Consider the following 25,933-nt stretch of genomic DNA (forward strand, 5'->3'; position numbering starts at 1 on the left):
TCGGGCAGGCAAGCGGGATCCCCTACAGTCGGCTCCACGAGCTTCGGGTCGAGATATCACGAACTTTCAGGACAAGATCGAGCGTCTTCGCCGCGAGGGAATCCGGCTCTCACCAAAGCTCGAATGGGATGCATTCGTGACGGCCTATACCCTTCACGACGAAGTGCCCCTTCATTCGTACCCGCGTCGCATCATGCCCTTGATGCGGCAGCTTCGGGAGCAGGAGGAGCGAGCACGCGCGAACATTTCGGAGTTCGATCCTTCCACATTCGACAAGAACGACGCGGCCGAAGAGCTCCAGTTCCGCTTCACGACGAATGCTTCTCTGATTGGCGATTTGTACCTCGTCTACATTCGGGAAGCGCTCACGGCCCATGAGAAGGAGACCCTGACCGCCGAAGAAAACTGCAATCTGTATTGCGCCGCGGCCGCTCTGCAGACTCTCGTCGATATCTGGAACGAAGCCGCGAGCCTGATGAACAAGCTCAATGTAGGCGCCGAGGGCCAGCTGGGCTTCGAATTTCTGGGCATCGAGGAAATCATGACCGTCGCGACGTCGCAGAGAAGGCATTCGACTTTTATGCGGAGGTCGAACTCGTCCTCAAGAACGAGATGACCGACACGCGTACCATCGATCTGGGCCAGTTCCGCAGACGGAATTCGCGGGTCCCGCGGGCCGTTGCAGCACCCGATGCCGCCCTCGGTTGGCGTCTCGACCTTACGCGGCGCGAGGACATCCATCTGCTGCCTGGCGGTGGCGATCACGGCCGCTGCGAAGGTATTGAAGACGCGTCGATTACCGAGAATGGGCTCACAATGTTCGCTCGGGTCGATAACCGCGACAATTGGCTAGGCACCCACGACGCCTGGGTCGATTGCTCGATCAGCCTGCCTGTCTACAGAGACCCGAGAGGAAGACGGGCCGACCCGGACCGGCGAGTTGAGCTGGAATCGCGACGAAACTTTCGAACTGCCGCCCAACCTGCGGTCGGTCCACATCGACGTCACAACGTTCGACCGGCGATCCCGGGTGTTCACCGGCGCGGGATCCGACCGGTTCTTCGATGTCAAATCCGAAGGACGGTCGCTGATTTTCAGACCGCGCCCTCCGCGGGACCTCTAACGACCGCGCGTTCGAGGGGCCATCAGCCCCTCGCATCGCCTTGAGACAGGAGTGGAATCTATGAAGCGAAGCATCCTTGGCCTGGTCGTGCTCTTGATGTTGCCGCTGACTGGATCGCGGGCAAGCGATGTGGTCACGGTCTGGGTCGAACCGTCGCAGAGCGTCGACGTCTATTGGGAGGTGAACCTCTCGGGCAAAGTGTACGTGGCAGCTGATATCGACGGGAGGCCCGCCTGCCTCGAGTATTGGTGGATCCGGTGGCCGACGACGTCGATCAAGTCGCTCGGCCGCCGCTGTGGCGCGACATCCTTCTCGGTTCGCGGACTTGCCGATCTCGCCGTCGGTGGCAAGCTGCGCGCCGGCAGTGCGGAGGCCAAGACACGCATCCGAGGTACGGCCTCGGAGCGGGTCGCGCACGATCTCTTCAGGGTTGTGTGAAAGAGGATCCCGTTGTGAAAGAGGATCCCGGAGGAATTATGGGTCAGAACAAGGCAGATCGGGTCGTCGGTTGTCCACCGCCGACCCTGTCGTCTATGTTGAACGCCGCCTTCGACGCTGGAGACGAGCATGAATCTGCCGACACGCAGCAAACAGAAGAAGGCCAAAAACGAATCCTATGCCATTCTGATCTACACGCTGCGCAACGTCGAAATGTTTCGGAACATGACGGGAAAGCAACTACGGCATCAGGGCGGGTGACGAATAACTAATGAAACACAATTGAGATCGTCACGGTCCCCACAATCCGCAAAACCGACGGGACTCGCGATGAGCAGTCGCAACCGGTATCTCATCCAGGAAGAACGTCGGCGCGCCGGCGCCATCAGAGGTGGCCTCTTCGCGGCGCGCGCTGAGTTTCAGGCAGGAGAGCGCGACGGGAAAGAGCTGCTGGTTATCGCCGAACAATATCTGGAGACCGTCGACCGCCTGCAATATCTCGAGCTTTTCGACGCCGATACGCTCGAGCCAGTTGAGAGCCCGCTACATCGGCCTGCCACCTTGTGCGCGGCAGCCTACATCGGCTCGACGCACCTCATCGACAACGTATTGCTCGACCGTATCTGCCCCGTAGCGGCGCCAAGCTGCCTATGAGCTCTGCCCCGATACGCCCGTCTCATGCTCCTTCAGATCCCTATGATCCGCTGTTCCGAAAAGCGGCTGCGCTTCATGCTCCAGTCCGTGTCGTGGGCCAGCACGAACTTCAAACTGGATTAAATCCGCGGGGCACGGTCAGACCGCGACTACCGAACAAGTTGGTTGCAGATCGATCGGTCTCCCGCCGCTTCTGATGGAGGCGATGAAATCCCTGAAGATAGCAGTCAAACGCAGGATTTAGGCGTGAGCTCGCCACTCATTGCGAAAATGCATACGATCTCTTGGGGCATGCTCGACGACCAGCGTCAACTCCGGTGCATCTAGATGAATCATGTTACCGCAAATAGAGATCGCCGCGAAATGTCGCTCATGACCGACGAACAGTGCGAGCTTGAACGCTGCAAGCAAGAGATTACGCGTCTTAAACAGTTGGTTGTGCAGCTGTCTGAAATTGTTCTACGCAACGTTGTAAATAGCGCAGAGGCACGAAGCCCAGCCCCATGAGTCGCTGAGCGCCCCCCGCCGGCCGGCGGAAACGAACGTATAGCGCGCTGTTCTCCGCAGCGCGGCACCCACCTTCCGGGCTGCGGAGCGCCCTCGCACTGGCCGCCGGGTAATAGTTGGCTTCGCGAGATAGCAGCCCCACTCCAACCCACGTACCTCACGTTGCTGTCTTATCCTGCTGCGAGCGATAAGTCTCTGCGAGTCGCAAGAAGTTTTTAAGCACCACGTGCCCGTCTTGGGTAAGTATCGATTCCGGGTGGAACTGCACACCAAAAGTTGGTTGATAGCGATGTGCGAGGGCCATGATCTCGCCCTCGTCGGAACGCGCTCTCACCGTAAGATTCGGTGCGCATGACTCATCGAGCTCAACAACAAGAGAATGGTAGCGACCAACGCAAAGTGGCGACGGTAGCTCCCTGAATAGCCCTCGGCCGTCATGCGTTACATACGAGGACCGACCGTGCATAGGGCGACGTGCACGCGCCACCCGTCCGCCGAATACGCTCCCAATACACTGGTGTCCGAGGCAGATGCCGAGAATTGGAACGCGACCCGAAAGTTCGCGGACGACGGCCGTAGATACTCCGGCCTCAATTGGAGTGCACGGACCGGGGGAGATGACCACTGCGCGCGGCTTGAGGTCAACAAGGTCGCTCACGCTCATCGCGTCGTTCCGGAATACTTCCGTTGCTTCACCAAGCTTATGGAAATAGCGGGCAATGTTGAAGACGAAGGAGTCGTAGTTGTCGATGATGACAATCAAAGCGCACCGGATGTTTCAGCACGAAATGCGTCAAAGATTCGCTGCGCCTTGGCAAGCGTCTCCTCGTATTCTGCCGCCGGGTCCGACATCGCCGTTATACCGCTACCTGCATGAAACACAGCCATATCATCGTCGATCGTTACAGTGCGGATCGCGATGTTCGTGTCCATCTGTCCGTTGAAGCCGATGAAACCGATCGCCCCGCAATAGACCTCTCGCGCCACACGCTCGATTTCCGTAATTATCTGCATCGATCGCACCTTGGGCGCCCCCGTAATGGAGCCACCAGGAAAGCAAGCTCGCAGTAGCGTAACCGCATCTTCGTCTCCCGCAAGTGTACCCGTAACGATGGAGACGAGGTGATGCACTGAGGCATAGGACTCGAGATCGCACAGGGCTGGAACGTCGATTGAATGTGGAGTGCAAACACGTGATAGATCATTACGCATGAGGTCGACGATCATAATGTTCTCGGCACGATCCTTTTCGGACGCAACGAGCATGTTGGCGCGGCGCTTGTCTTCGTTGGAATCAGCGGAACGCGCGATCGTGCCTTTGATCGGTCGTGTTTCGACCTTTGTTCCGTCGAGCTTCAGGAATCGTTCAGGCGAGCTCGATGCGATGGTCAGCTTGCCATACCGCAGGAGGGCCCCAAAAGGTGCCGGGTTCAATGACCGCAGTTGGCGGTAGAAGGTGAGCGGATCGAACATAGTCGACAGCCTGGCCGTGAAGCGCTGCGCAATGTTGGCTTGGAAGAGGTCTCCGGCCAGAATCAAGTCGATGACGCGCTGTACCGCCGCAATGTATGCTTCACGGCTGAAGTTGGAATTCCATGCACCCGCTGTGGCAGGGAGCACAATCCGCGGCGACTTTGGGTTGGCAAGCAGGGCTGCGAACTCATCGGCTCGACGACGTGCGCGCTCGCCGCGACGTGCGGGATCCTGCTCCGGCCATCCGGTCGAGACGATCCAGCATCTGTTGTCCCGGTGGTCGTAGCTGACGACCACGTCATAAAGATTCAGAATGGATTGGGGCAAACGCTGACCGGGGATTGCCGGCGCCGGCAATCGCTCCAGCGTCCTGTTCAAATCGTAAGCGAAGAAGCCAGCCGCGCCTGCCTGAAATGGCGGGAGATCGGGACGATGCTCTTGCGGATAGTTGGCGAGAAGAGTGCGAAGAACTTCCCATGGATCGCCATCGATATCTTCGCCGTTGCAACTCGCCCGTCCCCCCGCGACTATGTAGGTGCTGAATGGATCGCAGGTCACATATGAGTAACGCCCGAGCAACTCATGCGTTGCTGCGCTATCGAGAAACGAGAGGTGCGGTCGATGCGCGAGACATTGCACCGCTGTGATAGGCTCAATCCACTGTAGTTCACGGACGTGCATCGGCTATGAGTCACCGGCGACTGGCGTGCTGTGAGACACGCTTCGAATATGATCCCGACCACAACGAGAGCGACGCTGGTCGGAGCGCCGCAAGCTCTCGAGATTGAGTGTCAGGCTAAGCCCCGTCGGTGGATGCGATGCGCGGACTAAGTTGGACTACGCCTGCCGCTGAGACGAAACGCGCATCTGTTGATAAGTCATAGTCGGCCGCGAGGCGCAGCTCGCGCAGCGGTCGTGCTCGCCTGATCGATTCCTGGTAGAGGTCATGCGCTTTGTAGGCTGCGAGTTCCGTCTCGTTGTCGAACTCACCATAGACGACGACGTCGATATCGTTGCCGAACTGGTCGGCCTTGCGATTGCGAGCAATCTCGAGCCGCCGGGCATGCGAGATCGTGGTGAGAAGCGATAGGCCTTCGATCATTTGGTCGATATGGGCCTTATCTTTGGCGGTAAACAAGACGATGTGACGGATCATGGATGGCCATAGGTTAAAATCGCGAGCAGATCGCATAGCTATCTTGGAATCGAGCCCGCTGCAACGCTAGCGCCACATGCCGCCTCGCGCGGCAAACAGACAGGGTTTGACACTCTTGCGATGGCCTGCGGTCTGAAGCGGAGCCCGCCAATCTCATTCTGGTCAGGACGCGGGAAGGGCAAGGCGCTCAATCGTTTGAATGTGGCGTGAGAGCAGGTTGCAGGCTTGATCGACGTTGCGCGCTCGCAGTGCCTGCAGAATCAGGCGGTGATCCTGATTGGATCGCGGTCGCCCCCCAGCATTGCGCGCCATCGCGAACACCAATCGCGAATTTGCAAGCTGTAGTCCGTCGAGACTGGCGAGCAGGCGCGGCATCGCGCACGGCGCCACCAGCGCCTGGTGAAAGGCGCGGTTGGCCATCTCAAAATCCTGAATCGTCTGGGCATTGTCTCCTTCAATCAGGGCAAGCTCAATTCGTGCCAAATGGGTGGATGTGAACTTTGGCGCCGCATTGCGCAATGCGACCACTTCGAGCGCGGCACGCATCTCGGCGATCTCTTTCACTGAATTGGTATCAAGCGGGGCAACCCGAACGCCGCGACGGGGCACAGCGACGACAAGATGTTGCGCCTCCAATTGCCGAAAAGCCTCGCGTACCGGGACGTGGCTCGAGTTGAACTCCCGCGCGACATGATCCTGCCGCAGCGGGGCATCTGGCTGGATGGCGCCGCTGATGATGCGCTCTCCGATTGACTCGGCAATGCGCCAGGCAACGGTCGTACTCTCGCTGTCGGTCATCATAGATTATCTACCGAAAAATCGCGTGCGTTCGCAGGCGGTGTGGATTAGCATCAGGCGAAGGTCAACGATCATAGATAATCGCCAGTATTATCTATGATCAATCATTGATGGGAACGCAAGTCTTAATGATTGCCTCTGGGAGAGTAGAACGGAACGACAGTAGAATCGGCGCACAGCTCCGCAGTAACTGGGAGCGCGCCGAGGCCCAAGCGCTCTACAGCCTGCCGTTTGCCGACCTGATGTTTCAGGCGCAAAGCGTTCACCGCGACAACTTCGATCCAAACCACGTCCAAACCGCAAGCCTGCTCAGCATCAAGACGGGCGGCTGTCCGGAAGATTGCGGCTACTGCTCCCAGAGCGTGCATTACCAGACCGGTCTGAAAGCGACCCGCCTGATGGATTGCGCCGATGTGGTCGCCAGCGCACAGCGCGCCAAAGATGCCGGCGCGAGCCGCTTCTGCATGGCCGCGGCCTGGCGCAGTCCAAAAGACCGCGATCTCGATCAGGTCTGCGATATGGTTAGCGCGGTCAAAGGTCTTGGAATGGAAACCTGCGTCACGCTCGGCATGCTGACCCCGAACCAGGCCATACAGCTCTTTGAGGCTGGACTCGACTTCTACAATCACAACGTCGACACCTCGCCGGAGTTCTACGGCAAGATCATCAGCACCCGTACTTTGCAGGATCGCATCGACACACTCGCACATGTTCGAGAGGCCGGTATCAAGGTGTGCAGCGGCGGCATTGTCGGCATGGGCGAGCGCGTCGAGGACCGCCTTGGCATGCTCGTGCTGCTCGCCAATCTCCCCAGCCATCCAGAGAGCGTTCCAATCAACATGTGGAACGAGGTCGAGGGCGTGCCCGTGAACGACACCGCGGAGCGTCCCGAACCCTTTGCGCTGGTCCGCCTGGTGGCGACCGCTCGGATCATGATGCCGAAGAGCGTCGTCCGGTTGTCCGCTGGACGGCAGTATATGACCGATGAACTGCAGGCGCTGTGCTTTTTTGCCGGCGCGAATTCGATCTTCATCGGCGACACACTCTTGACCACCAAGAACCCGCAGCGCGATCGCGACGCGAACTTGCTGGACCGGCTCGGCATCGCGTCCAGCCTGGCCTGAATCAATCAGAGCAGCGCGCGGCCGCGCGGAAATCCAGCTTGGGCGAGAAATGCAGATTACTTTGATGAAAGGCAAAATCCATCGCGCCTCGGTCACCGAAGCCGACCTGCACTATGAAGGTTCGATTTCGATTGACGGTGCGCTGCTGAATGCTGCTGGATTCTTGATCAACGAACGCGTTGAAATCTACAACATCGATACCGGAGCGCGGTTTGCCACCTATGTGATCGAAGCGCCTCCAGGATCAGGCATCATAGGTCTGAATGGTGCGGCAGCGCGACTCGCGATGCCAGGAGACAAAGTTATTATCGTTGCATATGCCTCCTTTGATGGAGCCGAAGCAAACAATTTCAAGCCGCACGTTGTGCTGGTCGACCGAGCAAATCGCATCTTGCCAGGCTGAAGCCAAGGGCCCGAAACTGAAGCCTTGTTCTTCGCTGCCATCAGACCCTTTGTAAGATCGATCGCTACTGTCCGAGTGAAGAATGAATCCAATCCATGCGACCAAAGTTGCCGATTATGTCGTAGCCTTGCATGCCCTGAAAGAAGACGACCGGCTGCGCGGCCTCAAGCCGCGTGCGGGGATCGATTTCGCGTCGAACGACTATCTCGCGCTGGCGAGCGCACCGCGCATGAAAAAGGCTGTCTTGGACGCGATCGAGGCCGGTACACCGATCGGTGCCGGCGGGTCGCGGCTTTTGCGCGGCAATTGCGAGGAGCACGAACGTCTCGAAGCAGAAGCTGCAAGTTTCTTTGCGGCGGAGACAGCGCTTTTCTTTGGCGGCGGTTATGTTGCAAATTTCGCTGTCCTGACAACGCTGCCGCAGCGGGGCGATTTGCTCGTTCTCGATTCCCTGGTGCACGCGAGTATTCATGAAGGCGCGCGAGCTGGCCGGGCCGACTTTCGGACAAGCGCGCATAACGATCCCGAGTCGGTCGAAAGCGCGATTCGTGACTGGCGGGCCGGTGGCGGAATGGGCCGGATCTGGATCGTGGTCGAAAGTCTCTACAGCATGGACGGCGACTTTGCGCCTCTCAAGGATATGGTCGCGCTCGCCGACCGGCATGATGCGTTCCTGATGGTAGATGAGGCCCACGCAACAGGCGTTTACGGCGAGCAGGGACGAGGACTCACCGCGCCCTATGAGGGACGCGAAAATCTGCTGGTCGTTCATACCTGCGGCAAGGCGCTGGGCGCGGCCGGCGCGCTCGTCACTGCATCCGGCGTGCTGCGAGACTTTATGGTCAATCGTTGCCGTCCATTCATCTTCGCGACCGCGCCGTCGCCGCTGATGGCTGTCGCCGTGAGGGAGGCGATACTGATCCTGCAGCAGGAACCTGAGCGACAGCAGCGTCTCACCAAGCTGGTCGCGCTCGCGCATCGGGAGATGAGACAGCGCGGTTGGAAAAGTCCTTCGGATTCGCAGATTGTCCCATGCATCATAGGCGACAATGCGCGCACGATGCGGCTCGCCTCTGCATTGCAGGCGCGCGGGTTCGATATCCGCGGAATCCGGCCGCCAACCGTGCCGGCGGGCACGGCCCGCTTGCGAATTTCACTGACGCTTAACGTGGGGGAGGACGACGTGCGTGCAATGCTCGATGCCTTGATCGAGGAGACGAAAGGCGAGCTTCAATGAGTGCCAAAATCGTCGTGACGGGCACAGGTACCGGAATTGGAAAGACGGTGTTTTCCGCGGGGCTCGCCAATCTCCTCGGAGCGGACTATTGGAAGCCGATTCAGGCTGGTCTCGAGGGAGAGACCGATACCGAGGTCGTCGCTTGTCTTGGCGGCCTCTCGGCCGATCGCGTCCTGCCGGAACGCTACCGCCTTCAGACCCCCGCTTCTCCCCATCATTCTGCCGAACTTGACGGAGTTCGCATCGAGGCGGATTTGCTCGATGTGCCCGATACCGGGGAGCGACCATTGGTGATCGAGGGCGCGGGCGGGCTGATGGTGCCGCTTAGCGGCGACACACTCTACATTGACGTCTTCGAGCGATGGCGGCTTCCAGTGGTGCTTTGCGCAAGCACTGCGCTGGGCACCATCAATCACTCGCTCCTGTCGATAGAGGCTCTCCGAAAACGCGAAATCCGCATTCTTGGGATCGCCTTCATTGGCGAAAGAAATGCTGAGACTCAGGTTGCGATTCGCGAGATGGGGCGGGTGCGCTGGCTAGGGCGATTGCCATGGCTTTCTCCCCTCACGGCAGACACGCTGCAGGCCGCATTCCAAGCCTCATTCCGTGCTGATGATTTCAAGCCGTGATGCCGAAGACAAAGTCGCCGATCTGGCATCCGTTCACGCAACACGCGCTTCAAGGCGAAATGACAAAGGTTGTACGTGCTGATGGTGCTTATCTTCACACAGCAGATGGGCGCCGTATTATCGATGCCATTTCATCCTGGTGGGTCGTAACGCACGGTCATTGCCATCCACATATTGTAAGCGCCATTCAGGAACAAGCCGGTAAGCTCAATCAGATCATCTTTGCCGGCTATACCCACGATCCGGCTGAGGAGCTTGCTGCGCAACTTTTGAAGCTCGCACCCCGTGGTCTCGACTATGTCTTCTTCTCCGACAGCGGCTCTACCAGTGTCGAAGTAGCCTTGAAGATGGCACTCGGGTATTGGCATAATATCGGTCAGCAGCGAAGACGCATTGTCGTAATGCAACATTCCTACCACGGCGATACGGTTGGGGCGATGTCCGTTGGTGCCAGAGGCGTGTTCAACGCGGCGTACCGTCCGCTGCTGTTCGATGTTACCTCGATCCCGTTCCCCGCGAGAGGTCGTGAGCAGGCGACACTCGCTGCGCTCGAGTCGGCATGCCGAAACGAAATGCCAGCCGCCTTTATTGTGGAACCTCTGATATTGGGGGCGGGCGGGATGCTGATGTACCCAGCCTGGGTGCTAACAGTGATGAAGCGGATCTGTGAGGCGTCGGACGTGCTGTTCATTGCCGACGAGGTCATGACCGGCTGGGGCCGCACCGGATCGCTATTTGCTTGCGAGCAGGCCAATGTCACGCCCGATATCGCTTGCTATTCGAAAGGTCTCACGGGAGGGGCGCTCCCACTCGCGGTTACGCTCTGCCGTGCGCACATTTTCGACGCGCATTATTCGAAAGATCGTATGCGTACGTTTTATCATTCGAGTTCATATACGGCGAATCCGGTAGCCTGTGCCGCTGCAAAAGCGAACCTGGATCTTTGGTGGCATCGGGACTCCCGCGAACGCGCCGCTTCGCTCGCCGCCATGCAAGAACGGGCAATTGAGCCATTCCGCGCCGACGCGCGCTTTGAAAACGTTCGTCGTTCCGGGACCATCACAGCGCTTGATTTGAAAACGAACGATGGCGGCTATTTGGCGGACATCGGTCCGAAGCTTCAGGCTTTCTTTAACGACCGCAATCTGCTGCTGCGCCCGCTCGGCAATACCATCTACGTGATGCCGCCCTATTGCGTCACCGCGGCAGATCTCGACGAAATCTACGCTGGCATCAGCGATGCAGCCGATGCGCTGGTTTGAAGGCGCGCTTTTCGAGTTCGGACTCGCGCTCCTCCTTCGTAGCGATTCTCAACATTCCAGAAAGAAGGCCAAAAGACGTTCTCCGGTACAAAGCACGCTTGCGTTAATGAAGTCCGTGACTTCCCGGGAATTGACCAATGAAGCCTGGGAGTGACGGACCATGTCGGTAGCGCAAGCCGGCTTGGTGGCTTGCAGTTCCTGATGTCAGTCCGCATCAGATTTTTGATCTTGCTGCCGCGGAGCTCCCCGGCACGATCACGAAGCAGGACCAGTGCTGACCGCAGGTCGCCAATAGTAGAGGCGTTGAAATCCACCGAAGAATCCGGAGATCCAACAGGATTTGAGCGCGATAACGGGACGTGTTGCATTGATGGATTGTCCGAAGTGCTCCAATATGAAGCTGAGACGACGCAAATGTGAAGCCGAGACAACGCTCTCATGTGACTGAGACTAGTTGAGTACCATGTCTGGGGAGCAAAGGCGCAAGATCTGGCAAAGTCAGCGTGCCCCAGCCAAAACATGGGGCAACGCCGCTGGGAGATATGATGTTAGACCGTGACGGTGACTTGATCTTTCAGCTTCTGCTTTACCTTAGTCTATTGCTTATTGTTGCGTCTCTGATGGGCTTAAGCGCGACGGGGATTGCAGCATGGTCGAGCGAATGACCCTCAGCAAGTATCAGTTCGCGGGCGAGCTGCGGCAGTTGATCGAGACGCACATCGGCCCGTCGAGCACGTTCGAAGACTACGTCCTCATAATCGGGGAGCTGGAAGGGGCGAAGAACAGGCTGGAGCTGGAGTCCGAGAAGTTCTCGGACGAGGAGGTTGACGCCTGCGAACTATAGCGAGCGATTCGCACTGTACAGATCTGGTAGGCGGAGGATACCATGTCCGAGTAGGGCAGAAGGCGAGTTCGTGCTTCTCGCGAAAGCTAGTCGAACGTTGGTGCGCTGTTTGATGACAAAACCGCACCGCGCGGTTTTTGCCGCGACAAAGCCGCCGAATCGACGATCAAGTGGAGAGACGACCACCTCAGGCTGCTCTCCCGCCTATAATAGATGCCGTTGAATTCCGTCGAAGAACATACGGTCAAACGCAGGATTTCAGCATCGTGGCGCGGCACTTTGCATTCATCAACATTGAAATATGGTTCCGGTCAGCACAGAGGAAACACACATGCGATCGCAGAGCGCATATCTCCACGTCCAGCAACACCTCGGCGAATCTCGGAATGTCGCTTCTCCTTGTCGGTTCGGCTCTAGCAGCGGAGCTCACGTTGAAAGTCAAATGGCGGGATTTTTTGTAGGAACCGCTCCAATCTGAAGCCCAGACGACACACTCAGGTGAAAGCGAGATTTGGTCGTTCGTTACGTACCCTGTTTGTCGTAGCAAAAGCCCCCAACTTCGCCATCGTCGGCGGAAACGAACGTTGCACAGTGGCGCGCTGTTCTCGGCCAACATGGCTTCCTGGAGCGGCCTTGTCTCCAGGGGCCTGCCCCAAGCTGTAAGTAGCTATTCGAGCAAGAGAAACGTGAGGGAGCCTATGACACGCTATTTCTTCAATGTCGGCGGCAGCCACCCGTTTCAGGACACCCTCGGGGAAGAGTTGCTCGACGACAATGCGGCTTGGCAAGCTGCTCTTGATATAGCGCGCCATATTGCAGCAAGCCTAACGCCTGGCGACGGGTGTCGGCTTGAAGTGATGAATCTGGGTCGGCTAATCCATTCTATAGAGATTACTACCCAAGCATTTCACACTCCTGCTTTGGTTGATCTATCACACTAAGTGATGTTGACCCGGATGACCTCAGCTGCAGAGCTGGCCCACAACAATAGGGTTCTCCTACCACCATCAGCCTTTCAGAAAACTCTTCGATGGCCTCGAGCGAAAGCGATCCCTGCCTCAATTGCCTCCATTTGCTTCCTGCTTCCGCCATAAAACGTCTCGCAAGACTGATGTCCCCGTGTTTTGACTCCAGCACCTGGTCCAGTTCAGGACCCGGATCGACATTTGCGATCTTCAAAAATGCGAAGTCGATGCACGCCTTCGATCAGTATCTGCCAATTGAGCGGGCTCTCGGCATCCTCGCGGTCGCCAAACTCGATGAAATTTTCTTGCAGCTTGCGCGAATTGCTTCTATGCGGCCCATGGCCGTGAAAGACAACAAGCCCGTGGCTCACGGCGTTTCGCAGGTGGCGCAGGGCTGTTCCATATTGTTGGACTTAGGCCGGAAAAGTATGACGCTCTCTTTGAGCGAGCTTTATTCCATTGTGAAGCGGTCATACCGCGACACATTTTCCTGAAGCGCCGCGTGCATTGCTAGACCATGATCGTCAAGCTCGGCAAACTCCTCGTCCTCGCGCAGTGTCGCCAGCACGCCCGCGCCGCAATCGGCCGCAACGAACTCGAACAAGGACGGCCGCGCCTGGAAGGCAAGGATGCCCGTTGCGGCAGCACCGGAATGCTCGTGAATGTTGGATTCCATTTCGCGCAATGCGGCGGCGAGGCTTTGCGCGACCGGCTTGAGAAGCCCGGCCGCTTCGGCCGCTGTCCGCGCCGTGATCAGAAACCGGTTCCTCTGAAGGTCATCGGCCTCGACACGTGGATCGAACGTCGTGCGCATGAACCCGCAGCGGCGCGTCTCGTCGAGCCAGATGTTCTGGTTGCTGGCGAGGGCCGCTCGGAGATCGAGTTGCGTGATGGAATCGAGCCAGGGCGTTTGCAGAAGCGGCCCGGTCCGGCCGTTGCTGGCTTCCATCATCAATTCGATCAGCGGGCACATGTCCGTCGCGGCATAACGAACCTGCGGCGCCCCGTTGAGCCGGCCACGCGCATGGGCCCCGACAAGATCGTCGACAACCTCGAATGTCAGATTTGCCCGCGGCAAAGGTTGATTCGAAAAATCCACGTTTGGCTCAAATTGGGATTGAAAAACCCGGCTGCCGGGAGGGCACTTTAGGCGAGTCGACCCGTCCGGCGTGAGTCGATTTCTGCCCTTTACACCACCATTTGCGTTCGGACGCGCCAGACCGGGTCACCTTCGAACCGCATTCCGCCAGCCCCGCACAAGCTTTTAAACTCATCGCCCAGCAGGTTCGATATGCGGTCCATAAGGCGGGTAAGCTCACAGACGGCCGACGCCGGCCCGCTCATGCGCTGATCGTTTGTCGGTGAGCTCTTCGGCACAGCTGGCAGGGGGAGGGCCGCGTCGACCCTGCTTCCTGGGCCGTGATACAATGTCGTCATGACCGAGTCTCAGCCCAAACAAGACAGTGCCCCCAACCCCGGTATTCTTGCCGGAAACTTGGCCGCACCCGTCAAGCTATCGGGTTTGCAACTGCATGGTGTCTCTGCGGACGCGGCCCGCGGCGGCGACACCGTCAAGGTCTGGACACGGCTAAGCCTGACTTCGGACGACCACTTTTTTCACCGTGTGGTGGAAGGTCTGAGCAATCATATTGAGCACATGGCGCGGCAATCCGGACAGACCGTCAACCTAAAGCGGGCGGACGTCGCCTTGCTGGTCGTGCGTCCCGACGACACGGGCGACCTTTGGGTAGACGCGGCGGCCGTCGCACTTCAAATCATGGCTAAGCGAAACATGGCTGCTGGAACGGTGGTGTTTGAAAATGACATCGGCGACGTCACCGGAATGGGCTTTCCCCTTGTCGCCATCGGCAAGAGAGATCGTGTCGTTTGCGTCTTCCGGGAAGGCTGGCGCTTTGCCCTTTTCTTCGATTTCAATCCGGGTGGCGACTTCTCCGTTTCCGATATCCAGCGTGACCTCGGCACGCTGTACCGTAGGCTGAAGTACCGGGATCTCTACGATGCGATCGCCGATCAAGCCGTCTTTTCCCAGCTCATCGCGGCAGGCTGGTTTCCGTTCGTGGAGATTCTCGGGCCTGAGTTTCAGGGGCTGGCGAATTCAAGCGAAGCGCGATTCGATCTCGACGATGCGGAAGCAACGATCCTTGCGAAGTTTGACGCCGAACGCATCGAGCGCATGTTTACCCGGTGGGTGGCGAAGGCGCACTTTGCGGGCAAGGAACGGCTTCTGCGCTCGGCGCTGAAGTCCTTTGCCGAAGGGGACGCCATACCCGTGCTCAAAATTGCCTTGACCGAGATCGAGGGGATTTTGGGTGACGCCTATCGCAAGGTTTATGGCAAGGGCGCAAAAATCAAAAAGCTTCTGGAGTTTGCGGTTGCTTCCGCCGAGGCTAAGGCTGGGCAGTCAGACACGTTGTTGTTTCCCGCAGCCTTTGCCCATTATCTGAAATCTCACACCTTCGCCGACTTCGATCCTGCAGCACGCACGGGCAATGCCAGTTCCCGCCATGCCGTGGGCCATGGGTGCAGCAGCAGCCGAAACGTACACGCTGGCGCGCGCGCTCCAGGCCCTCCTCACGTTAGATCAGCTAGCCTTTTACACCTGAAACACCGTTCCCGGATGCGACGCAACATATCGAGCCTGACATCGGGCCCTGACGAGGCAGGCTTGGACGCGCTGTGGACCAGCGTTTAATCGGCCGGCTGTGCGGATCGTTGCCACAAAGTCCGGCGCTCATTTGATGCGGAATCCAAACGGGAACCTGTCGTGATCGCTGATGACGTGGATTTCGCGGAACGGCAAGGTGCTGGCCACCGAACGCAGATCTTCCTCAATCCGGCTCCAGCGTTCGTTGGGCAAACTGTGCAAGGGCGCTTCGATCAGCAGATCATGCCCTGCGTATTTCGGGTGATCCTTCTTGCGAAGGCAAGACTTGATGCCGTTGCCGATGACCTTCAACGCGCCTTCCGAACTGTGCATGATGCGAGACCGCGCCAAGCGTTTCTTGAAAACCTTTTCCGGGGCGTCGTCCGGTAAGCCGAGATATCCCGGAACCACTCCCTTTTTTCGTTCATCTCCTGGCCGAGCCGCTGTTGCTCGCGGGATTGCGCCACCGTGACCTCAAGACCCTGTGGCGCGGCGTTCGGCTTGTCGCGCAACCAGCAATCCGGCACGTCACTGCTTAGCTCGAACCGGATGTCGCCTTTTGCTTTGACGAACTTGACGTGATGCAAAACAGGCACCACCTCATCGCGCAGCTTTTTTACCGCGCCGGGTTTGGCGCGGTAATCCGCCAGCTCGGCACGCTGGCCGTGGTTCGCTAAAGTAGTCTGCCAGCGCCTGCTCGAACTCGGCAAGCGATATCCGACCCCTCAAACGAGCATACAGGCGTCCAAGTGGTCGTATCCAGGTTCGGCACCATGAAAGAATCCTAGGTTGCCGGCATCGCCTTACGCGTTCCGGCCAACTTACTGATTGTAGCGCAAACGGCGCAGAAAGGTCCGCGCGGTCACCAGCACGATGTGAAGCCGGAAGGTGCTGTGATCTTCATCCGACAGGCCGGGATGCGAGCCGTCCGTATGAAGCATCTTGAACAGGCCGTTGATGTAGTTCTTGCCGTCTTGCGTCCATTCGTTGCGGGTTTCGGAGAGATAGCCAATATTCGCCAGCCACGCGCGTCGGTTCTCCGATGTTGGTTGTGCCGATCGATCCGCACCTTCGTGAAAGGCAATCGCGTCAAACAGCCCTTCAAGGAACGTACGAAACTGAGCGTTTGCCGCTGCCCAATCGCCCCGCGCATGCGCCTCGATGCCCTGACTCAGATGGCCAAGCGGTTCCGTGAAGCCGAACTGCTTGAGGAGTTCATGCACTTCATTGTCCACCACCGATAGGCCGAGTTCTTCCGGCAACGCCGCACGTAGCGCCGGGCGTTCTCGCTCATCGAATGCAACGACGTACCCGTCCCGCGCCAGGCCGCGCGCCAAGTCGGTCTCCAAATCATTCACCGGCTCAGGGTGCATGAGCTGGACGGCCTCGCGAATAACCGCTTCCGCCAGCGCGAGCGTGCCTTCCAGCGTTTCGACGGGATCGGCTGGGCGTTGCACGACAATGCGGCCCAGAAGGCCCGCTTTCTTCGCGACGCTGATCGCTGTGTCGGAGGTGATCTCGTTTTCAAGGCCGAGGCGCAGAACCATGTGGTTGAACGGCGCTTGGTACATCTTGGTCAGGAATGCGACGGCGGAAATGACCGTCGGCCGCGTGAAGGGAACGGCAGTCATGTCAGGCCGGAACCTTCTTGAGATGATCCGCCAGCGTGTTCAAGGTGCCCATCGCCACGCTGAAATCCGGCTTGTCGCCATAGACCATGTCACGCTGGAAATTAGCAAAGTCGTCCACGAAGACCTTGTCGTTGGGAATGCCCTCGATCGCACGCAGCGTCTCGCCCAGCGGATCGTTCTTCCATGCCGGGAAACTGTCGCCGCGTGTGGCGGCATCTGCGAGCATCACTTCATGGGCCAGCGTGGCGGCCTCCTTCACATCGTATTCGTCGCGGATCATGTGAATATCATAGATATGCCGGACCAGCGTTGGGTCGCGCTCCTCACGCAGGCCCTCCAGCTCCGAGCCTGCACGCCATGTCAAGGCCACGAATTTCTCCGCGGCGGTTTCCAGAACGGATGAACAGGCGATCTTCGGTAATTCCGGATCGCGGCCGTAGGCTTCTGCGATGAAGGAGATCACGGACTTGTCCACGGTCTCGCGCCGCAGCGGCCATACCGAGGTTTCAATCTGGACATTGGGCCGCAAGATGCCCTTGCCCTCGGCGAGGGCTTTGTAAGGCAACTGGTATTTGGTGTAACGCCCTTCGTACATCGTGACGCGGTGGTCTTTGTTCTCAGGATCGAAGACAAAGCCCGCGCCCAGCAGCGCATCGGTAATTGTTTTGCGCAACTTGCGAAGCTCGCCGCGCGTCGGAGCCTTATCGCGGACGATCTTAAGGTCGACATCTTCCGACATACGCTTGGTCAGCTTGTAGGCGCGGCTTAGCGCCGTGCCGCCGCCGAACACGAGGCGGAAATCGCCGGTATCGACTGCAGCGATGGCGGCCAACGCCTTGACGACATACCAATCCTTCTCGACAAGCGTGGGGCCCGGGAGCCCAAAATACTCCTGGACTTCGAGCAGCTGTTCGAGGGTTGGGTTATCGCTCAAGAACCAGCTCCGCGTTGCGGTAACGTAGATGACGTGAGAAGCGACCTTTGACCCGCACCACCGGGTTCACGGGGACCTGCGTCGAGCGGCCCTCATTATACGCACGTTGGGCTTCGGTCGGCTCCCATTTGACGCCTAGCTTGTCGAGCGCCTGACGTGCCACGCCGGCGAAGCCGTCACGGCTATAGAGCATCGGCTTGCCGCTGAGGCTCGAAACGGTCGCACGCCCGTAGACGCCATAGCCGAGCCGCACCAAGCGGCCATCGTCCACGAGCTTGCGCAAGACGCGCAGGACCTGATCCTCGCCGCCGAGCGTCTTGAATTCACGCGTTAGGAACACGTCCTCGCCCTTCTTGCGGGCGATCCGCTGTTCTATCTTTTCGCGCAATGTGTGCTTGCGAGGCATATTGGTCCTCCTTGCAAAAACCCGACATTGAATATAGGCAAAAACCCGACGTCATTCAACAAATAGTGCAATAGATTCAATAATATAATGAATATCAATGACTTAGATCAGTCATTTACCCGCTCGATCCCGTCCAGCGCCTGCGGCATCGGCTGAGCAGAGCGAAGCCAGCGACTCGGCGTACACTGGCGGAGGCGAAAAGAAAGATTATCGGGTGGGGCGGCCAAGCGATGTCCGACAAGATGAAGGGAAACATCCTCGAAGACCTGGTTGCGATGATGCACCAGGTGCCAGGCGTTCGCGTGGAGAAACGAAGGAAGCTGCCCGTTCTGCGAAGCAAAACGAAGCGGAAGAGAGAAATTGACGTTCTGATCACGTCCAGGGTCGCGGGCTACAAAGTTCAAATCGCGCTCGGATGTAAGAACGAAGCCACAGCCCTCAAGACATCGGCGGTTGACAACTTCGTCGGGATTTTGAACGACGTCGGCATTCCCATACAGCAAGGCATTCTCGTCAGCGCGAACGGTTACACGCGTGACGCGCAAGATGCCGCGGACGCGCATGGGTTCGAGACGACACCTTCCAGGCCGAGCTTGCAGGCGTGTGCGAACATCTCGCGTCCCTCGATCTCGAAGCTTTCGCTGAACTGGACGTCCGTGCCATCGACGATCTTCCGTAGCTCGGCTTTCCTCTGGATCAGCGGCAGCTTCCGAAGATCGCGGCCATTCAGATAGAGCAGATCGAACGCCACCAGCACGATCTTGGCCGACCTACCCTTCTCGGTCTGCAGCACCGAGAAATCGGTCGTGCCGTCGGCGGCGGGGACGACGATCTCGCCGTCGATGAGGGCCGAGCTCGCCCTGATGCGCCAGGCGTCGTGGGCGACCTTCTTGAAGCGGTGAGTCCAGTCGTGGCCGCGCCGGGTAAAGATCTTGGCCACCTCGCTGGCCAGGTGGACCTGGACCCGGTAGCCGTCAAACTTGATTTCGTGAATCCATCGCCTGCCGGACGGCACCCTCTCGATCGAGGTTGCCAAGGCCGGTTCGATGAAGCCGGGCAACGGCGCCTTGACGCCGATGCCGGCCGCTTTTTTACGCTGAAACGCCACTGAAGCACTCCACGCAACAGCTGATTCAAACTGACATAGTTCGAATCGTTCCGGAACCCGTGAATCCTTTACTGCGTTGCTTCATCATCAATCCATCAGGAGGAGCCGATGGCGACAGCGAAGAAGAAAACAGCACGCGGGCGCAAGCAGGACCGAGCCCGTGTGGCCCGCGGGCAAAAGTATGAGGTGGGGTACGAGTCCAAGAAGACCGGGCGGTCGGCATCAGCGGTCAAAAAGGCTGTCAAAAAGGTCGGCAACAGCCGCAAGCGCGTCGAGAAGCGTCTCGGGCGTTAGTCACCTTTGCTGGCGTCGATCGTTCAGCGCGTGCCTAGACCTCGGTCGGGCATTCGGGGCAGGTATCGCCGATCGAGTCCAGGACCTCGGTCACAGCCCCGGCGGCCGCCTCGGGCGAAAGGCCCGGTGGCGGATCCTGGCGGGCGATTTGGAACGCCTGCTCACGGGCGTGCGGATCTGCGCGGTCCTGCATCCAGCCATGGTACGCACACTCGCGGATCGCGCCTGCCTCCTGCAGCACGGCTATCGCCCACCCCCGTACCGTGCGGATCGCCGTCCGCCTCTCCTTGGTCATCAGCATCAAGATCGCTCCTCCGCGAGGGACGGATCCTTGCAGCCCTCGGTTCGTTCCGGGCTGCTAACACAGAGCAGGGATTCCAAATCGTTGGGGCAGGTGCTTTTCCACGTGTTCCGCCGCCCTGTGCAAAACCAGCCACGCCGCAATCTTGTCCTTCCTTGTCCGCATCGCGCATGACGACGTTCAGCCCCTCGTCTGGTAAAGGGCGCTGCAGCGCCTTGCGTCCTCCGAAAGGGGCGCGCTGGGACGAAATTTACGCGCTTCGCCGGCTGAACAGCGGGCATCCAACGCGACCGGCGAAGTTATAAAGAATGACGGCGTCTGAAAGGTTTACGAATTCACTTGGCTGATGGACGCAATTCTGCTCTGGGCTCGCTCCGAGGGACACTGGCGGCGCCGCACGGAGTTTCACTATCCTGAGCCGCCCGAGAACCTGCCGGCGCTGAAGCCACTCGCGAACTGGCCGAAATCCGATCCACGAGATTTGCGGTAGCTAGAAGGTCATTGGAATGCGTCGAACCTCTGTCGCATTGATTATCGCCGTTTTGTCGAGCGTAGCATTGGCCGACGATTTTGTCGGCCAGGCCAGTGTTATCGACGGCGACACATTGGAAATACATGGAGTGCGCATCCGGCTCTGGGGCATCGATGCACCGGAGAGCAGCCAGCTGTGCCGTGGCGACGACAGTCTGCAATATCGGTGTGGTGCTCAGGCCGCGAACGACCTTGATGCCTTCATTGGCCGCAGTGCCGTCAATTGTGTTCCAGTCAGCCTCGACCCGTATGGCCGCACGGTCGCGACCTGCTCGGTCGCAGGCAAGGATCTCGGTGGTTGGCTTGTACGCAACGGTCTTGCGCTGGATTGGCCCCAATACTCGAAGGGCAGGTATCACGAAGCTCAGCGCGAGGCTGAGCGCGCGGGCCGAGGACTTTGGAAGGGCAGCTACGTCGAGCCGTGGCTCTATCGTGCATGCATCCGCGCAAGTGGAAGGCCGTCTGCCTGTTCGGACGATGCAAATGCCCATCCTTGATGCGATCCCTGCGGGGCACCAATCCAGAACGGGCGTTAGCCAATCACGACACTTGGGCAGGTGGCTCTGGCGCCGTTTGGGCTGCTCACTCTACCCATCATTTCCAATCCCCTCACTGCACAACGGGAATGAAATGGTTGCAGCCACCGGTGAATTGCCGGCCTCTGGTTGCGCGCTTGAAGTGGACGGCCGGCTCAAAGCCGAATTTGCAGCCAGAGGCGGCGCCAGGGCAGGTGGAAGAACTAAAGAAGCGTTTTCCCATGCTTCAGATCAGGATCTATGACGCGCACACCAATGCGCGCGAGGAAATCTAGGTCCTCCGACTTAAGCCCTGGTGGAGTTCTTCCGCTTGTGCGCGTGCGGCTTCCGCCGCATCGGGCTCTCGTTGAACCGAGCCGCTTTGCGTCTCGGCCGTCCGGCTTCGATCCCTCGCGCAAGAGCTGCGGAGCTCCTCGCCGGGGGCACTCGGGAAAGGGGCCCGCCTGCGGCGATCGCTATCACTGCCCCGTTCCCGGGTGCCACTATTGAACCGGTCTCGTCGCTGCACTCGGACCCGCGTGCCCCTTCGGGTCGCTATGCTCACGCTCTCCGGGTGCCATTTCCCGTCGAGGCGATGCGCTCTTGGCGCACGCCCGGTCGGGCCTGGGGCCCCAGGCATCTCAGTATCTAGTCCTGAAAACTTGGGACGGAAGGCGGACCGGGTCGCAAATGTCGCATTCTGAATGAGAGGCTGAGAGTAAGAGTGTCGCGCGGTTTTGCCGTGACGGGTTACAGGCTGCGAGAGAGGCTCGCGGCACCCGTCGCGGAGATCCGCGATGTCCAGACATCATCCTCGGGCGCGCACCGGTGAGGACCGGACGAGCCTTTATGACGACATCACCAACAAGATCATCGCCGAACTGGAGGCCGGCCGTGTGCCGTGGGTGCAGCCTTGGGGCACCGCGGCGGCGAGGGCGCCTTTGGCCATGCCGAAGAGTGCTGCGACCGGCCGCCAATACAGCGGCGTTAACATACTAATTCTCTGGGGGGCTGCCACCGAACGCGCATTCACAGGTCAGAGCTGGCTCACATTCCGCCAGGCGCTATCGCTCGGTGGTCACGTTCGCAAGGGCGAGCGCGGCACGACCGTCGTCTATGCCGACCGCTTTGTGCCGGTCGACGAACAGCGCCGCGCGAGCGAGAACGGTGAGGAAGCGCAGACCATTCCGTTCCTCAAGCGCTTCACACTTTTCAACATCGATCAATGCGAGGGCTTGCCTCCGGAGATCGCAACAACAGCGCCGCCTCCGCCGCCAGACCTGATCGAGCCGCAGGTCGAAAAGCTCATCAAGGCGACTCGCATCGACTTCCGCACCGGCGGCAACCGCGCCTTTTATGCGCCGACAGAAGATTATGTGCAGGTGCCGCCACCGCAAGCTTATTTCGAGCCGATCAACTGGCATCGAACGGCCTTGCATGAGCTGGCGCATGCCAGCGGCCATCCGTCACGTCTCAACCGCGACATGTCGGGCAGCTTTGGTACCAAGAAGTATGCCTTCGAGGAGTTGGTCGCGGAAATTGCCTCCGCGTTCGGTTGCGCGTCGCTCGGTATCGTGCCAACGGTGCGGCACGCCGATTATATCGGTTCGTGGCTTGACGTACTGCGCGAGGACAATCGTGCAATTGTCCGGGCCGCTTCACAGGCCAGCAAGGTCGCGGACTATCTCCTTGGATTCTTGCCAGCACCCGCTGCCGACATGAAGGCGGAAAAAGCGGACCAGGAAGCGGCGTGAGACTCCACCGGGTCACCGCGGGCACGAGAGTGAGAGGGCGGGTCGTTTTCCGCGACGGGTTGGAGGTCGAGAGAGAGGCTCTCGGCCGCCCGTCGTGGAGAATCGACATGACGAAGGCTGTCGAAAAGATCACCTTGTCGCCCTCGCGTGATATTCCGTTCAACAAGCTGGTGCTGAGCCAGTCCAACGTCCGGCATGTGACGGCGGGCATTTCCATCGAGCAACTCGCCGAAAGTATCGCGCAGCGTACGCTCCTGCAAAGTCTCAACGTGCGGGCGGTTGTTCGTGCGTACGGTTGCGAGCGGTGTGGAGGTCCTGTCGAAAGTGCTCGACCCCTATCCGATCACGCGCATCAGTGAGCGGGAGGCCGCCTGATGTTCAGCAAGCCTTGCGAGTTAGCACGCCGCCTCGCGCGCGAGGCCGAGGCGGTGTGCCGACACTATCTCTCCAATGGAAAGAGGGAGGGGCGGTACTGGCTGGTCGGCGATGTCCACAACGCCCCAGGGCGCTCACTGTTCGTGCGGCTCCAGGACTCACGGAAAGGCTCCGCCGGAAAATGGACTGACGCCGCAACCGGGGAACATGGCGATCTCCTCGACGTCATCCGTGAAACCTGCGGCTTGCGCGATTTCCGGGAGGTCGCAGAGGAGGCGAGGCGCTTTCTGAGGCTGGCTCGTACTGAACCGGAACTCGTCCCGAAACCCGTTCGTCCCTTAGGACCGGCCGGATCGCAAGACGCGGCAAGACGACTCTTTATGAGATCGCAACCGATCGAGGGGACGCTGGCCGAGACATATTTGCAGCGTCGCGGGATCGCCCACCTGCACCATGGTGGCAGCCTGCGTTTCCATCCGCGCTGCTATTATCGGCCCGACGAACACCTGCCAGCCGAGACCTGGCCGGCGATGATCGCCTGCGTCACGGATCTCGAAGGCAGGATCACTGGCGTGCATCGCACCTGGCTCGACCCTGACGGCTTTGATCGCATTCGGCTGGGCAAAGCTCCGATCGATACGCCGCGACGCGCGATGGGCGATCTCCTGGGGAACGCGGTTCGCTTCGGCGTGGTGGACGACGTGCTCGCTGCCGGCGAGGGAATCGAAACCATGCTGTCGCTACGTTACGTGTTGCCGATCATGCCAATGCTGGCTGCGCTCTCGGCCAATCATCTCTCCGCCATGGTTCTTCCGACCGGGCTGCGCCGGCTCTACATCGCCCGCGATGTCGATGCCGCTGGCGATGCGGTGCAGGCGACCCTCAGCCAGCGCGCAGCGGACGCCGGCATTGAAGCGGTCACGCTGTCGCCCCGGCTGGGCGACTTCAACGAAGATCTGCATGTCTTCGGTGTCCATGCTCTCCAAGCAGCGTTGCAGCTCCAGCTCGTGCCAGAGGACGTCGTTCGCTTCCTGCATCCCTCGACTGTACCCGCGGAATAGCTTCCGGTCCTTGATCGACGTCGATCGGCCAGTCATAGGCGAGGCCAATACCGGAAGAGGACGCGACCTCGGCCTTCTAGAGAGCGATCGGACGGCAGGCGGAGCGCGCCGGCAATGGCTACGGCCGGCTATTTTCCGCCGCGCGCCAGTGATGTGAAGACACATCATTGGGTTCGCCGCGCGCTTTGCATCGCGAAGCAAAATAGCCGGCCTCCGCCATCCTCCGCTGCCGCTTCGGCCCTTTCGGGTTCTGGCACGCTTCGGCCGCCGTCAGAGGATCGCCACGAAGGCGGCGATAGTCGCGGCCGATCCAGCAAAGGACCTCTTCCCATGACCGACCATGACGACGTCGAACCGCTGCACAACTCTTCTCCGACCGACCAAGTCATCACCGAACTCCAGCTCTTCGGCTATCACCCCTTCGACGACCAGCCCGATCCAAGACCACTCCCAGAGGGCAAGATGGTTGGCGGCGCCGTCGCCGATATCTTCGACGCCCTGGTCGCGACCTTGAGCGACACCCGGCTTGAGCCGGACCTTGACGATCTGCTCTGGTCGACCGTCAACCTGTTCCATCGTGCCGTCGAGCGCGTCGAAAGGCAGCTCGATAACAACGAACAAGCGCAGCACAAGAGCCAACGCGAGCAGAACGGGTCCGAGGTGCGATCGGTCGAACTCGAGCGCCTGACCGCCGAAGGCGTCACGCTGATCGAACGCCGCAACTGCCTGGAACTCTTCCGTGACCAGGCCATCGAACAATTTGAGGTCAACACCGGCGCATCCTGGCGCCCGCGATCGGGATCATTGGTCAACCACCGCACGTTCACCGCAGCGATGATCGACTCCCGCGACTTCATTGCCGCCAAACGCCGCGCCGAAACCGAGGTCTTGTTGCCACCCGGGCCGAAAATCGCACTCACCGGCGGGCTCGACTTCAATGACCACAACCTCATCTGGGATCGCCTCGACAAGGTTCATGCCAAGCACCCGGACATGGTCCTCCTGCATGGCGGCTCTCCCAAGGGCGCCGAACTGATCGCCTCCAAATGGGCGACCAATCGCAAGGTCCCACAGATCGCTTTCAAGCCGGACTGGACGAAACACGCCAAGTCGGCGCCGTTCAAGCGCAACGACGCCGTGCTCGAACTCCTGCCGATCGGCGTCATGCATTTCCCGGGCACGGGAATTCAGGACAATCTCGCTGACAAGGCGAAGCGGCTCGGTATTCCCGTTTGGAAGTTCGGCGGCGCATGAGCGCCGTCGAAGACGCCAAGGTGGCGTTGCACGCCGCAACTCCGCCTCGTTTCGATTTTAGGTCCGAAGCCGCGCCGCGGTGGTGGTGGAGGCGCGACCAATACGTCTATGCATTGGAGCCACCGCCATGCTCGCCCTTGGGCTTGCCCTCAACACGCTCGGCATCGGTTTGTTCTGCTGGCTGATCCTTGCGCTGGCGGTCTATGCCTTGCCGTTTTTCGTCGCGCTCAGTGTCGGAATATCGGCATTTTCGCGATGGCGCGGGCCTCTTCGGCGCACTGCTTATCGGAATTGCTTCTGGCGCGCTGACGCTTGCCGCTGGTCAGCTCACTCTCGCGGTTAATCGGTCCTTGACCTTGCGCGTCCCGGTCGCAACCGTCTTCGCGGTCCCGCGGCAATCGCCGGCTACCATGTGGTGTTTGCCCTGTCCCAGATCGGGGTGCGTTCGCCGAGCTGGCGGGAGGCCTTCGCTTGCGTAGGTGCGCTTTGCA

General features: G+C 59.6%; 29 protein-coding genes and 3 pseudogenes. 20 read left to right on the forward strand and 12 right to left on the reverse strand.

Annotated elements, in window-relative coordinates:
* Positions 1–136 precede the first annotated feature (136 nt).
* The 4 genes and pseudogenes from IVB54_RS40290 to IVB54_RS40300 form a co-directional block, all read left to right on the forward strand.
* Positions 137–616 carry a hypothetical protein gene (locus tag IVB54_RS40290; protein ID WP_247452974.1) on the forward strand — a complete coding sequence of 160 codons (480 nt, stop codon included), beginning with the start codon at positions 137–139 and terminating at the stop codon, positions 614–616.
* Between the two features lie 567 nt (positions 617–1,183).
* Positions 1,184–1,561, forward strand: coding sequence for a hypothetical protein (locus IVB54_RS40295; protein ID WP_247300091.1), 378 nt, complete (start codon positions 1,184–1,186; stop codon positions 1,559–1,561).
* Positions 1,562–1,690: 129 nt separating this feature from the next.
* Positions 1,691–1,822, forward strand: a complete 132-nt coding sequence (locus IVB54_RS41555) for a hypothetical protein (protein WP_256465066.1) — start codon at positions 1,691–1,693, stop codon at positions 1,820–1,822.
* Between the two features lie 20 nt (positions 1,823–1,842).
* Positions 1,843–2,215 (forward strand): annotated as a pseudogene (locus IVB54_RS40300) (pantoate--beta-alanine ligase); the annotation flags it as partial.
* Between the two features lie 664 nt (positions 2,216–2,879).
* Here the strand turns inward: IVB54_RS40300 and IVB54_RS40305 are convergent.
* The 4 genes from IVB54_RS40305 to IVB54_RS40320 all read right to left on the reverse strand — a co-directional run bounded on the left by IVB54_RS40305 (position 2,880) and on the right by IVB54_RS40320 (position 6,152).
* A complete protein-coding gene (locus tag IVB54_RS40305; protein WP_247282191.1) occupies positions 2,880–3,485 on the reverse strand; it encodes an aminodeoxychorismate/anthranilate synthase component II in 606 nt (201 codons plus the stop codon).
* Positions 3,482–4,876, reverse strand: coding sequence for an aminodeoxychorismate synthase component I (gene pabB, locus IVB54_RS40310; protein ID WP_247376581.1), 1,395 nt, complete (start codon positions 4,874–4,876; stop codon positions 3,482–3,484). The genes IVB54_RS40305 and pabB overlap by 4 nt, the downstream gene beginning before the upstream one ends.
* 115 nt (positions 4,877–4,991) lie before the next feature.
* Positions 4,992–5,351, reverse strand: a complete 360-nt coding sequence (locus tag IVB54_RS40315) for a Dabb family protein (protein ID WP_247300097.1) — start codon at positions 5,349–5,351, stop codon at positions 4,992–4,994.
* Between the two features lie 162 nt (positions 5,352–5,513).
* Complete coding sequence (locus IVB54_RS40320) at positions 5,514–6,152, reverse strand: GntR family transcriptional regulator (RefSeq protein ID WP_247300099.1); 639 nt, start codon at positions 6,150–6,152, stop codon at positions 5,514–5,516.
* Between the two features lie 125 nt (positions 6,153–6,277).
* On the opposite strand from IVB54_RS40320, the gene bioB reads away from it, so the two are divergent.
* The 10 genes from bioB to IVB54_RS40370 all read left to right on the forward strand — a co-directional run bounded on the left by bioB (position 6,278) and on the right by IVB54_RS40370 (position 15,326).
* The gene (gene bioB, locus IVB54_RS40325) at positions 6,278–7,273 is read left to right on the forward strand and encodes a biotin synthase BioB (protein ID WP_247368701.1); all 996 of its coding nucleotides are present in this window, start codon (positions 6,278–6,280) and stop codon (positions 7,271–7,273) included.
* A 49-nt stretch (positions 7,274–7,322) separates the two neighbouring features.
* Positions 7,323–7,676 carry an aspartate 1-decarboxylase gene (gene panD / locus IVB54_RS40330; protein WP_247300100.1) on the forward strand — a complete coding sequence of 118 codons (354 nt, stop codon included), beginning with the start codon at positions 7,323–7,325 and terminating at the stop codon, positions 7,674–7,676.
* An 82-nt stretch (positions 7,677–7,758) separates the two neighbouring features.
* Entirely contained in the window at positions 7,759–8,913 is a 1,155-nt protein-coding gene (locus tag IVB54_RS40335; protein ID WP_247300103.1) for an 8-amino-7-oxononanoate synthase, read from the forward strand.
* A complete protein-coding gene (gene bioD / locus IVB54_RS40340) occupies positions 8,910–9,542 on the forward strand; it encodes a dethiobiotin synthase (protein WP_247300104.1) in 633 nt (210 codons plus the stop codon). Before IVB54_RS40335 ends, bioD begins: the two co-directional genes overlap by 4 nt.
* A complete protein-coding gene (locus IVB54_RS40345) occupies positions 9,542–10,804 on the forward strand; it encodes an adenosylmethionine--8-amino-7-oxononanoate transaminase (RefSeq protein ID WP_247777641.1) in 1,263 nt (420 codons plus the stop codon). The genes bioD and IVB54_RS40345 overlap by 1 nt, the downstream gene beginning before the upstream one ends.
* A gap of 649 nt (positions 10,805–11,453) precedes the next feature.
* Positions 11,454–11,648, forward strand: coding sequence for a hypothetical protein (locus tag IVB54_RS40350; protein WP_247300108.1), 195 nt, complete (start codon positions 11,454–11,456; stop codon positions 11,646–11,648).
* A gap of 698 nt (positions 11,649–12,346) precedes the next feature.
* Positions 12,347–12,589, forward strand: a complete 243-nt coding sequence (locus IVB54_RS40355) for a tRNA 5-methylaminomethyl-2-thiouridine synthase (protein ID WP_247300110.1) — start codon at positions 12,347–12,349, stop codon at positions 12,587–12,589.
* Between the two features lie 89 nt (positions 12,590–12,678).
* A complete protein-coding gene (locus IVB54_RS40360; protein WP_247440633.1) occupies positions 12,679–13,107 on the forward strand; it encodes a hypothetical protein in 429 nt (142 codons plus the stop codon).
* A 23-nt stretch (positions 13,108–13,130) separates the two neighbouring features.
* On the forward strand, positions 13,131–13,763 hold the full coding sequence (locus IVB54_RS40365; protein ID WP_247376587.1) for a hypothetical protein: 633 nt from the start codon (positions 13,131–13,133) through the stop codon (positions 13,761–13,763).
* Between the two features lie 285 nt (positions 13,764–14,048).
* Positions 14,049–15,326, forward strand: coding sequence for a hypothetical protein (locus tag IVB54_RS40370; RefSeq protein ID WP_247777642.1), 1,278 nt, complete (start codon positions 14,049–14,051; stop codon positions 15,324–15,326).
* Between the two features lie 39 nt (positions 15,327–15,365).
* Here the strand turns inward: IVB54_RS40370 and IVB54_RS40375 are convergent, their stop codons facing one another.
* From IVB54_RS40375 to IVB54_RS40405, 7 genes and pseudogenes are all read right to left on the reverse strand, one after another.
* The gene (locus IVB54_RS40375) at positions 15,366–15,590 is read right to left on the reverse strand and encodes a hypothetical protein (RefSeq protein WP_247300118.1); all 225 of its coding nucleotides are present in this window, start codon (positions 15,588–15,590) and stop codon (positions 15,366–15,368) included.
* A complete protein-coding gene (locus tag IVB54_RS40380) occupies positions 15,587–15,988 on the reverse strand; it encodes a hypothetical protein (RefSeq protein WP_247338169.1) in 402 nt (133 codons plus the stop codon). Before IVB54_RS40380 ends, IVB54_RS40375 begins: the two co-directional genes overlap by 4 nt.
* 111 nt (positions 15,989–16,099) lie before the next feature.
* Positions 16,100–16,909 (reverse strand): hypothetical protein, encoded by an 810-nt coding sequence (locus IVB54_RS40385; protein WP_247368691.1) that lies wholly within the window; start codon positions 16,907–16,909, stop codon positions 16,100–16,102.
* A 1-nt stretch (position 16,910) separates the two neighbouring features.
* Entirely contained in the window at positions 16,911–17,843 is a 933-nt protein-coding gene (locus tag IVB54_RS40390; RefSeq protein ID WP_247368693.1) for a nucleotidyl transferase AbiEii/AbiGii toxin family protein, read from the reverse strand.
* Positions 17,833–18,249, reverse strand: coding sequence for a DUF6088 family protein (locus IVB54_RS40395; RefSeq protein WP_247300127.1), 417 nt, complete (start codon positions 18,247–18,249; stop codon positions 17,833–17,835). Before IVB54_RS40395 ends, IVB54_RS40390 begins: the two co-directional genes overlap by 11 nt.
* Before the next feature lie 107 nt (positions 18,250–18,356).
* Positions 18,357–18,812, reverse strand: coding sequence for a hypothetical protein (locus IVB54_RS40400; RefSeq protein ID WP_247777650.1), 456 nt, complete (start codon positions 18,810–18,812; stop codon positions 18,357–18,359).
* Between the two features lie 5 nt (positions 18,813–18,817).
* A pseudogene (locus tag IVB54_RS40405) lies at positions 18,818–19,357 on the reverse strand (DNA ligase); the annotation flags it as partial.
* 108 nt (positions 19,358–19,465) lie between these two features.
* On the opposite strand from IVB54_RS40405, the gene IVB54_RS40410 reads away from it, so the two are divergent.
* Positions 19,466–19,651, forward strand: a complete 186-nt coding sequence (locus tag IVB54_RS40410) for a DUF3606 domain-containing protein (RefSeq protein ID WP_247338168.1) — start codon at positions 19,466–19,468, stop codon at positions 19,649–19,651.
* A 34-nt stretch (positions 19,652–19,685) separates the two neighbouring features.
* Here the strand turns inward: IVB54_RS40410 and IVB54_RS40415 are convergent, their stop codons facing one another.
* Positions 19,686–19,952 carry a hypothetical protein gene (locus IVB54_RS40415; RefSeq protein ID WP_247300132.1) on the reverse strand — a complete coding sequence of 89 codons (267 nt, stop codon included), beginning with the start codon at positions 19,950–19,952 and terminating at the stop codon, positions 19,686–19,688.
* Positions 19,953–20,458: 506 nt separating this feature from the next.
* Between IVB54_RS40415 and IVB54_RS40420 the strand changes: the two genes are divergently transcribed.
* The 5 genes and pseudogenes from IVB54_RS40420 to IVB54_RS40440 all read left to right on the forward strand — a co-directional run bounded on the left by IVB54_RS40420 (position 20,459) and on the right by IVB54_RS40440 (position 25,442).
* Positions 20,459–20,980: a thermonuclease family protein gene (locus tag IVB54_RS40420; protein ID WP_247300134.1), complete on the forward strand. Its 522-nt coding sequence runs from the start codon at positions 20,459–20,461 to the stop codon at positions 20,978–20,980.
* Between the two features lie 815 nt (positions 20,981–21,795).
* Positions 21,796–22,752: a zincin-like metallopeptidase domain-containing protein gene (locus IVB54_RS40425; RefSeq protein WP_247440625.1), complete on the forward strand. Its 957-nt coding sequence runs from the start codon at positions 21,796–21,798 to the stop codon at positions 22,750–22,752.
* A gap of 107 nt (positions 22,753–22,859) precedes the next feature.
* A pseudogene (locus IVB54_RS40430) lies at positions 22,860–23,036 on the forward strand (DNA-binding protein); the annotation flags it as partial.
* A gap of 90 nt (positions 23,037–23,126) precedes the next feature.
* Positions 23,127–24,188, forward strand: coding sequence for a toprim domain-containing protein (locus IVB54_RS40435; protein WP_247299923.1), 1,062 nt, complete (start codon positions 23,127–23,129; stop codon positions 24,186–24,188).
* A 330-nt stretch (positions 24,189–24,518) separates the two neighbouring features.
* The gene (locus IVB54_RS40440; RefSeq protein WP_247299924.1) at positions 24,519–25,442 is read left to right on the forward strand and encodes a DUF2493 domain-containing protein; all 924 of its coding nucleotides are present in this window, start codon (positions 24,519–24,521) and stop codon (positions 25,440–25,442) included.
* Positions 25,443–25,933 lie beyond the last annotated feature (491 nt).

The organism is Bradyrhizobium sp. CW1 (assembly GCF_023100665.1).
Taxonomy (GTDB): Bacteria; Pseudomonadota; Alphaproteobacteria; order Rhizobiales; family Xanthobacteraceae; genus Bradyrhizobium; species Bradyrhizobium canariense_D.